This is a genomic window from Vermiculatibacterium agrestimuris (assembly GCF_943193085.1).
In the GTDB taxonomy this organism is placed as follows: domain Bacteria; phylum Bacillota; class Clostridia; order Oscillospirales; family Oscillospiraceae; genus Vermiculatibacterium; species Vermiculatibacterium agrestimuris.
The window spans coordinates 1-8918 of the sequence record NZ_CALPCU010000041.1 but is presented as its reverse complement, the minus strand read 5'-3'; the positions used below and the strand labels follow the sequence as shown (position 1 = coordinate 8918).

Sequence of the window (8918 nt, the reverse complement as noted above, 5' to 3'; positions counted from 1 at the left end):
CTCTTGACCCCGCCGCCCTGCAGGGCGGCCCCCTTTTGCGGCTTTCTCAGCTGAAGGCCCGGTAGACAAGACAGGCCATCTCGGCCCGGGTGATGGGGGAGAGAGGATTCAGCTTTCCGGAGCCGTCGCCCTGGAGGATCCCCATGGCCTGCAGGATCCCGGCCGCCTCCCGGGCGTAGGGAGAGAACTCTTCAGCGTCGGAGAAGACGCTGAGGTCGGCGGCGGGAGGGAGAATGTCCCGCTGCTCTTCCAGAGCCCGGCAGACCATGACCAGAGCGTCCTGCCGGGTGACCGGGGCGTCGGGGAGGAGCCGGCCCTCCCCATCACCGTAGATGATGCCCCGCTTGGCCACCGCCGCCACGGCGTCCCGGAGGGCCCTGTCCTGGGGAAGATCGGAAAACTCCGGGGGATAGGGAGTGGAGTAATGGGAGTACAGGGTCACATAGATGGCGTAGATGACGTCCATGCGGGTGGCCTCGTCCCCAGGGCGGAAATAGGAGTCCCCGTAGGCAAAATAATTCTCCTCCAGGAAGCGGGCGGCGGGGATGGCCCAGTCCCAGCCCTCCAGATCCTGGAAGGTCAGGTCGGAGGGATAGCCCGGTTCAAGGATCAGCGTTCCGGAATAGGGATATCCAATGCTGTCGGTACCCACATAGCGCAGAGTGACAGCCTCCTGAAAATTCTCGCCGGGAAGGAAGGACAGGCGGCCGTATTCATAGGATTTCCCGGGGACGACGGGGGTGCGGTCACAGAGGATGACGCCCGTATTGGCGGCGGGCAGGGTGTCAAAGGCCACAGTGACCAGCTCCCCGACCTTCCGGGCGGCGCAGGCGTCCCACAGAGGATCGGCCAGGCTGATCTGGGTGGTGCGGGTGGAAATGGTGACGGGGTCGGCGGAGGGCGCAGAGCCGGTGGAGGGCCTTTCCCCGGCAGGGGACTTATTTTCCACCAGATTAAGGGTGAAGGTGGCGGAGACGTTCCTCTTCTTTTCGTTCTTTATACAGGAGACGGTGTAGCCCAGCTCCACGGTGATCCCATCCTTGCCGGCGGGGACAAAGGTGACGTTATAGAAGTTGGGCTCCCTGTCGGGATAGAGCTCCTCTTCGGGGAGGACTTTCCGGGCGGTAGACCAGCCGTAGTCCAGCCAGAGGGCGCCCTGGTCGGAGGAGGGAAGCTCAAAGGTGAGGGAGTTCACAGTGCCGTAGTCGCCATGCGCCACGGTGTCCCCCTTGGTGGAGGTGTAGAAGGGGAAATGATCTGTAAGATCCATGGCCTCCCCCGCCTTGGCGGTGATGGTCTCATCCAGGTAGTTCTCAGCGCGCTCCTCCCCTTCCGGCACATAGAGGATCAGCGTGCCCGGGATGGTGTTTCCCCTTTCGTCGGTCATGGTGAAGGAAAGCTCGCTCCGGCCGGTGAACTGCCGGGAGTGGTAGGCATAGGGGGTGAAGCGGATCTGGGAGAGCTGGGGATCTTCGTACATATAGTAGGGCTCGCCGGGGATCACCTTTTCCCCCTTGCAGGTGAGGGTTCCCACCGAGGCGGGGAGGAGGTCGAAGGAGACCGACTCCAGATCGCGGCGGGTGGCCTGCTGGCACAGGAGCAAAAGCTCGTCCGCGTCCAGCAGGGCGCTTTCACCGGGGGCGCAGACGCACAGGGCGACAACGGGTTCGGTGCTGGACTCCTCCGCCTGGGCGGCGGGGAAAAGGGCGAAGAGCAGGCACAGAGAAAGCAGTGCGGAAAAAACACGGCATTTCACGAAAAATCCCCCTTTTTTGTTTGATACTGCCATGATATCACAGCCCGGAAGGGAACGCAAGGAAGGAATAAATGGGAACAGGAGAGCGAAATGCCCTCCCGCGCAGCGAGCGGGAGGGCATTGTGTCAGTTGAACCGGTTCATGGCGGAGGGGACGCCGTCCTTGATAATGGCCTCCACCGCCTGGGCGGCCCTGGCCTCCGCCCCGTCCACCGCGTCCCGGTCGGCCCCCTGGGGCCGGCCCAGCACCCAGTCGGCCATGTCGTAGTCCGGGTGGGGCTTTTGGCCCACGCCGATGCGCACCCGGGGGAACTGGTCGGAGTGGAGGTGAGCGATGATGTTTTTCAGCCCGTTGTGCCCACCGGCGGAGCCGGAGGGCCGCACCCGGAGCTTGCCGGGGGGGAGGGCCACCTCGTCGGAGACGACGATGACCCGCTCCGGGGGTACCTTATAGAACGCCGCCGCCTGCTCCACCGCCTCACCGGACAGGTTCATAAAGGTCACCGGCTTCATCAGCAGGACTTTCGCGCCTCCCAGCTCGGCGGTGTTGGTGAGGGCCTTGAATTTCAGCCGCTGGACGGGAATATTCAGCTGGTCGGCCAGCAGGTCGATGACGTCGAAGCCCACATTGTGGCGGGTGCGGTCATACTGGTCGCCCATATTGCCCAGGCCCACCACCAGCCAGGTGACGCCGGGGGCGCCGTTTTTACGGAAAGGAAACATAAAGACCACCTTTGAAAGGGAATAAAAACGGAGACGGGGCCTGGGCCCCGCCCCCGGAAGGATGAGAGTGGCTTAATTGAAAAGTTTAGAAACGGAGACCTCCTGATAGATGCGCTCGATGGCGTCGGCGAAGATGTCGGCCACCGACAGGTATTTGATCTTGTCGCTCTGGTGGTTCTGGGGCGGGATGGTATCCAGGAAAATAAGCTCCTTGATGTAGCTTTGCTCGATGCGGTCGTAGGCGGGGCCGGAGAGAACGCCGTGGCTGGCGCAGGCGTACACGTCGGTGGCGCCGCCGATCTCCACCAGGGCCTGGGCCGCGCCGCACAGGCTGCCGGCGGTATCCACCATATCGTCGAAGAGGATGACCTGCTTGCCCCCCACGTCGCCGATGATGTTCATGACCTCGGAGGAGTTGGCCTTCTGACGGCGCTTGTCCACGATGGCCAGGGGCATGCCCAGCTTCTGGGCGAAGGCCCGGGCCCGGGCCACGCTGCCCACGTCGGGGGAGACGACGACGGTCTGATCCTCCTGGCCGGCGAAGCGGTCATGGAAGTGATGGACAAAGATGGGATTGCCCAGCAGATTGTCCACGGGGATGTCGAAGAAGCCCTGGATCTGGGAGGCGTGGAGATCCATGGTCAGCACCCGGTCGGCGCCGGCGCGGGTGATGAGGTTGGCCACCAGCTTGGCGGAGATGGGATCCCGGGGCTTGGTCTTCCGATCCTGCCGGGCGTAGCCGAAATAGGGGACTACGGCGGTGATGCGCCCGGCGGAGGCCCGCTTAAAGGCGTCGATCATGATGAGCAGCTCCATCAGATTGTCATTGACCGGAGAGCAGGTGGACTGAACGACGAACACGTCGGAGCCGCGGACGGTCTCGTAAATGGAGACGAAGTTCTCTCCATCAGAGAAGCAGCCGCTCTCCGCCTGGCCCAGTTGGGTGCCCAGATGCTGGCAGATAGCCTCGGCCAAGGCCCGGTTGGAGTTGCCGGCGAAGATCTTGATATCCTTTCCATGGGCGATCATGTGCTACATCCTCTCATCTTCATTTTATTCTATTTGTGTTCTAATATCCTTTTCCCCCGCAGGGGCAGAGCACAAGATTCAGGACTTGCGCCGCTTGGCGGCCCAGCTCTTTTTCACCGTCTGGCGCTGCCGGGCGATGGCCAGGGCGTCGGCGGGCACATCCTCGGTGATGGTGCTGCCCGCGGCGGTGTAGGCGCCCTCCCCCACGGTGACGGGGGCCACCAGATTGGTGTTGCAGCCGATGAAGGCGTTATCCTGGATGGTGGTGCGGAACTTCTTTTTCCCGTCGTAGTTTACGGTGACGGTGCCGCAGCCGAAGTTGATGTGAGCCCCGGCGTCGGTGTCGCCCACGTAGGTCAGGTGGCTGATCTTAGTGCCGTCTCCCACGGTGGAGTTTTTCAGTTCCACGAAGTCGCCTACCTTGACCTTCCTGCCCACCCGGCAATTGGGGCGGATGTAAGCGAAGGGGCCCACGGTGGTGTCGTCGTCCACGGAGGACTCATTGAGCTGGGAGGCGTTGACGGTGACCCGGTCGCCGATGACGCACTGGGAGATCATGGCGTGGGGGCCGATGACACAGTCCCTGCCGATGGCGGTGGCGCCCTTCAAAATGGTGCCGGGGAGAAGAACGGAGCCCTCACCCACAGTGACGGCGGGGCCGACAAAGACACTCTCGGTATCCACGATCCGCACGCCGGCGGAGAGAAGGCGGTCTACGCTGAGGCTTCGGGCCAGAGGCTCTACGGTCATGGCCCGGTAGACGGCGTCCGGCCTCAGGGGGAGGAAGCGGCCCTGCCAGGGGGAGGGATCTCCCAGGGCGGAGAGGGCCTGAGGGAGCGCCTGGCCATCCCGAAGGGCGGCGGCCAACGTGGCGCCCCGAAGGGTGCAAATACTCTGGGGCGGCTCCTTCCCCGCGCGGGCAAAGCCGGTGCCCTTGGGGGCCAGCAGAACAGGCTTGTCGACCACGACCACCTGCCCGGGTACCTGGGCCAGGAATTGAACCAGAGCGTCGGTCAGACCGGCCTCGTCCGTAAAGCGGGCGTCGGGGGGGAAGCAGGGAGCGGCGGCGTCCCGGTCGTCCTTGGAGCAGACCACCAAGAACTGCTTGACCCCTTCCTCTGCCAGGGCGCGGGAGAGCCAGAGAGCGGCGGGATCAAAGAGGATGTCTTCCAGCATAAGCGGGGCGCTTTCCCCTTCCCGGGGCAGGAAAATAACGGCACCCAAGGCTTCCATAGGCTCACACTCCCAGGGTAATAATGATTCTGGTAATAATTATAGCAAATAAATGGGGAAAATGCAAAGGAAAACCGCCTAAAAAGGCCCATAAATCTCGGGCCTTTTTAGGCGGTTTGGCAGGAATCGGTCACGCCGCCAGCACGGCGCGCATTTTCAGACGCTTCCAAACACCCATGACTTCGGCGGTGGCGCAGAGCTTGTCGGCCAGGGACACCGTCCACGCCTCCCGGGAGCGGGGGAGGTGGAGGGCCAGGGGCCACATGTGGGCCAGGATGATGTTTCGCTCCAGCTTGGAAAGGTCGGTCAGCTCGCTGGCGTTGCGCAGGGCAAACTCCGGGTGGTCAAAGCACTGCAGGCCGGGGTGGGCGCTTTGATCGTTCCAGCGGTATAGGTACAGGTCGTGGAGCAGCCCGCCCCGGGCGCAGGAGCGGTAGTCCAGATTCCAGCGCCGGGCCAGGCGGAAGGCCACATAGGCTACAAACACCGAGTGCTCATAGCAGTTGACCCCCGGATGGTGGGGCAGAGAGCGCATGATCTGTACCTGAGGCTCGTCTAAAAGGCCGTCCAGACAGGTCAGAAAGGCGTTCCAGTCGGAAAAGCTGATCAGACGCATGGTAGATCCCTCCTTGAGGACAGGATAAAGCTGTCTACAACGCATTATAAACGCCCCGGCCGGATTTGTCACTGGAAAAAAGTAAATCCGCCGAAAATCGTAAGATTATCGTAAGGGTTTTCCTCTTGTTTCCTAAGAAAGAAGTGGATATACTGAAAACTGTACCAAGCGGCTTAATACAGTATTTTTGACTTTGGAAGGGAGTGGGGCCATGATAAGCCTCAATTACCGGGACGCCCGGCCCATCTATGAGCAGGTGCGGGACGGGCTGCGCCATCTGGTGGTCACCGGGGCCATTGCCGAAGGGGAGAAGCTGCCCTCCGTGCGGGCCCTGGCCACCAGTCTGGCCATCAATCCCAACACCATTCAGCGGGCCTATACCGCCCTGGAGGAGGAGGGCTACCTGACCGCCGAGCCGGGGAAGGGGGCCTTTGCCAGCCGGGGTGGGGAAACCAACCCGCGGAAGGCGGAGCTGCTGCGGCGGTTTGACGACGCGGCCCGGGAGCTGGTATTTCTGGGCATGAGCGCGGAGGAGCTGGCCCAACGGGTGGCCCAAGCCCTGGGGACGGCTCTGCCGCAGACGATGAAGGGAGGGGATGCGGTATGATCGAAGTGCAGAACGTGGTCAAGAGCTTTGACGGCTTCAAAGCGCTGGACGGGCTGTCCATGACGGTGCCCACAGGGGCGATCTACGGCCTGGTGGGGCCCAACGGAGCGGGCAAGTCCACCATCCTGCGGCATATCACCGGGGTCTACCAGCAGGACAGCGGCCTGGTGCTGGTGGACGGCGAGCAGGCCTATGAAAACCCGGCGGTGAAGGAAAAAGTGGCCAACATCTCCGACGACCTCTACTATTTCGTCTCCGCCTCCACATTGGATATGGCCAGGTTCTACCAGGGCTTCTATTCCAAGTTCGACTGGGCGCGCTACGAAAAGCTCAGGGAGGTCTTCCACACCGTGGAGGAGAAGCGGCCCATCCGCCGCCTGTCCAAGGGCATGCAGAAGCAGGCGGCCTTCTGGCTGGCCCTGTGCTGCCGGCCGGAGATCCTGGTGCTGGATGAGCCGGTGGACGGCCTGGATCCGGTGATGCGCCGGCAGGTGTGGAGCCTGCTCATGTCCGACGTGGCCCAGGATGGCACCACCGTTCTGGTCTCCTCCCACAACCTGCGGGAGCTGGAGGATGTGTGCGACCACGTGGGCATCCTCTCCAAGGGCAAGGTGCTTGTGGAGCGGACGCTCAGCGACCTCCAGGAGAACCTGGTGAAGATGCAGGTGGTGTTCCAGACCAAGGAGCTGCCCCAGCTTCCCGAGGACATGGAGGTGCTCAATGTGTCCCAGGTGGGACGGATCCACACCCTCATCGTCCGGGGCCGGGCCGACGAGATCACCAACCGGCTGGCGGTCTATTCCCCCATCCTGATCGACGCGCTGCCCCTGACGCTGGAGGAGATCTTTATTTATGAGCTGGGAGGTGAGGACTATGGTGTCCGCGACGTCGTCCTCTAAATTCCGGGGATGGTTCAATCCCACCCTGTTCCGGAAAAACGTGACCCGGTTCTGGCCCATCTGGGGTATCTACACCGCCATCCTGGCCTTTCTGCTGCCGGTGGAGCTGCTTTTGAGCCGCAGTCCCGTCAACGCCCGGATGCTGGACGTGAAAGGCGTTTTGAATGTGGCCACGGTGGCCATGCCCGTGGTGGGGCTGGTCTTCGGCGCCATAACGGCCATGGCCCTGTTTTCCTACCTGATGGATCACCGGGCGGTGCAGCTCTACCACTCCCTGCCCATCCGCCGGGAGGGGCTGTTTCTCACCAACTGGCTCACCGGCCTGTGCTTCTTCCTGGTTCCCAACCTGCTTTTGTACCTTGTCTCGGCGGTCATCGAGCTGGGCGCGGGGGCGCTGGATCTGCGGGGGCTGAGCCTGTGGCTGGTCACCGCCACCGTCTGTCCCATGTTCTTCTTCTGCTTTACCACCTGCATCGCCATGTTCACCGGCCACATCCTGGCCCTGCCGGTGTTCTACGGCATCCTCAACGCCCTGGTGATCGGCCTGTGCGCCCTGATGGACTTCGCCGGAGAGAATCTGCTCTACAACTACAACGGCAGCTTTCTCTCTTACTCCGACCCCGCCCGGTGGTGCACCCCGGTCTATCAGATCATCTACCTGCTGACCCGGGGGGACAACTATATCCAGCTGGACAGCGTGATGGCGGCGTCGGGCTACTGCGTGGTGCTGGGCGCGGCCTTCACCGTCATCGCCCTGGGGGTCTACCGCCTGCGCCAGCTGGAGCGCGCGGGAGATATCGTCACCGTGGGCTGGGTGCGGCCGGTGTTCCAGTACGGCCTGGGCATATGCGTGGGCCTTCTGTGCGGCCTGGTGCTCTATGTCAACTTCTTCTATTCCTTTGGCCCCGGGGTCTACATTCTGCTCACCGCCCTGTGCGCCGTCATCGGCGCCTTCGCCGGGCGGATGCTGCTGAAAAAGACCCTTCGGGTCTTTGCCGAGAGCTGGAAAGGCTGCTTCGCCCTAGGTCTGGCCGTGCTGGCCCTGATGTGGGGGGTGCGCTCCGACTTCACGGGCTTCCAGCGCTGGACGCCCGACCCGGCCAAGGTGGTGAGCGTCTCGGTTTACGGCGTGTATACCCATCCCGACGACGACGGGCGGCATTTTGACCAGAACTTCGACGACCCGGCGGATATCCAGCGGGTGGTGGAGCTTCACAAGGCCCTCAACGCCGACATAGACGCCCTGCGGGCGTTCAAGGAAAACCGGGGCAGCTACGCCGGCTGGGAAGAGGAGGGCCGGTACCAGATCATGGATACCCAGTACCTGCGTCTGAGCTACGCCATGGCCGACGGCAGCGTAGTCGACCGCTGGTATGACCCGCTGCCCATTCGGGCGGAGGCATTGGACGACCTGTCCACCTACGCCGGCCAGCTTAACGCCCTGCTGAACGACCCGGAGGTGGTGGAGACGGCCTACTGGCAGTACTTCTGGGACAGTGTGACGGGGGACGACCTGAAGGCCACCGGCGGCTGGATCACCCAGGCTGTGACAGAGGAGGAGTACTGGGAGGACTTGGAGATCAGCATGGAGTCGGAGGAAGCGGCGATGCTCCTCCAGCAGCCGTCTTCCCTTGTGGTGCGGGACACCGGCAGCGATGACCTGACCTTCACCGACGCCGCCGCCCAGGCGATTTGGGAGGCGTTCCAGGAGGACATGGCCGCCGGCCGGGTGCGCCGCTACCTGCTGGACGACAGGGAGCGGCAGGAGAACTGTTATATCAGCGACATTAACCTCTCCCTGTCCTGGACTTACGTGAATAAGGACGGAGAGCGCTCCACCCAGGGCCGGGACTTCACCTTCACGCCCCAGAAGAGCCAGACCTCGGTGATGGCCGCTCTGGAGAAGCTGGGACTGAAGGAGGCGCTCCGGGAGCGCGTCTATGACTACGAACCACCGGTGGGATAAAAGAAAGAGACCGATAAAAAATACCGCCTCCCTGGAAAGGGGGGCGGTATTTTTATGAGAAAGGGGCGGCGTGGTTCCGCTTCCGGCCGG

General features: G+C 62.9%; 8 protein-coding genes. 3 read left to right on the top strand and 5 right to left on the bottom strand.

Translation table 11 applies throughout. From position 1 onward, the window contains the following. Window positions 1–46: 46 nt before the first annotated feature. The 5 genes from NFR87_RS09985 to NFR87_RS09965 all read right to left on the bottom strand — a co-directional run bounded on the left by NFR87_RS09985 (window position 47) and on the right by NFR87_RS09965 (window position 5356). On the bottom strand, window positions 47–1756 hold the full coding sequence (locus NFR87_RS09985) for an S-layer homology domain-containing protein (protein ID WP_251449293.1): 1710 nt from the start codon (window positions 1754–1756) through the stop codon (window positions 47–49). Between the two features lie 125 nt (window positions 1757–1881). Next, entirely contained in the window at window positions 1882–2478 is a 597-nt protein-coding gene (gene pth / locus NFR87_RS09980) for an aminoacyl-tRNA hydrolase (RefSeq protein WP_251449291.1), read from the bottom strand. Between the two features lie 72 nt (window positions 2479–2550). Further along, a complete protein-coding gene (locus tag NFR87_RS09975; protein WP_251449289.1) occupies window positions 2551–3507 on the bottom strand; it encodes a ribose-phosphate diphosphokinase in 957 nt (318 codons plus the stop codon). Window positions 3508–3585: 78 nt separating this feature from the next. Next, window positions 3586–4740: a UDP-N-acetylglucosamine diphosphorylase gene (locus NFR87_RS09970; RefSeq protein WP_251449287.1), complete on the bottom strand. Its 1155-nt coding sequence runs from the start codon at window positions 4738–4740 to the stop codon at window positions 3586–3588. A 130-nt stretch (window positions 4741–4870) separates the two neighbouring features. After that, window positions 4871–5356 carry an HD domain-containing protein gene (locus NFR87_RS09965; RefSeq protein WP_251449286.1) on the bottom strand — a complete coding sequence of 162 codons (486 nt, stop codon included), beginning with the start codon at window positions 5354–5356 and terminating at the stop codon, window positions 4871–4873. Window positions 5357–5567: 211 nt separating this feature from the next. Here NFR87_RS09965 and NFR87_RS09960 point away from each other — a divergent pair, with 211 nt between their 5' ends. From NFR87_RS09960 to NFR87_RS09950, 3 genes are read left to right on the top strand one after another with little or no spacing between them, the layout of a single operon-like run. Further along, a complete protein-coding gene (locus tag NFR87_RS09960; protein WP_251449284.1) occupies window positions 5568–5963 on the top strand; it encodes a GntR family transcriptional regulator in 396 nt (131 codons plus the stop codon). Next, a complete protein-coding gene (locus tag NFR87_RS09955; protein ID WP_251449276.1) occupies window positions 5960–6862 on the top strand; it encodes an ABC transporter ATP-binding protein in 903 nt (300 codons plus the stop codon). Before NFR87_RS09960 ends, NFR87_RS09955 begins: the two co-directional genes overlap by 4 nt. Next, entirely contained in the window at window positions 6816–8828 is a 2013-nt protein-coding gene (locus NFR87_RS09950) for a hypothetical protein (protein ID WP_251449274.1), read from the top strand. Before NFR87_RS09955 ends, NFR87_RS09950 begins: the two co-directional genes overlap by 47 nt. Window positions 8829–8918 lie beyond the last annotated feature (90 nt).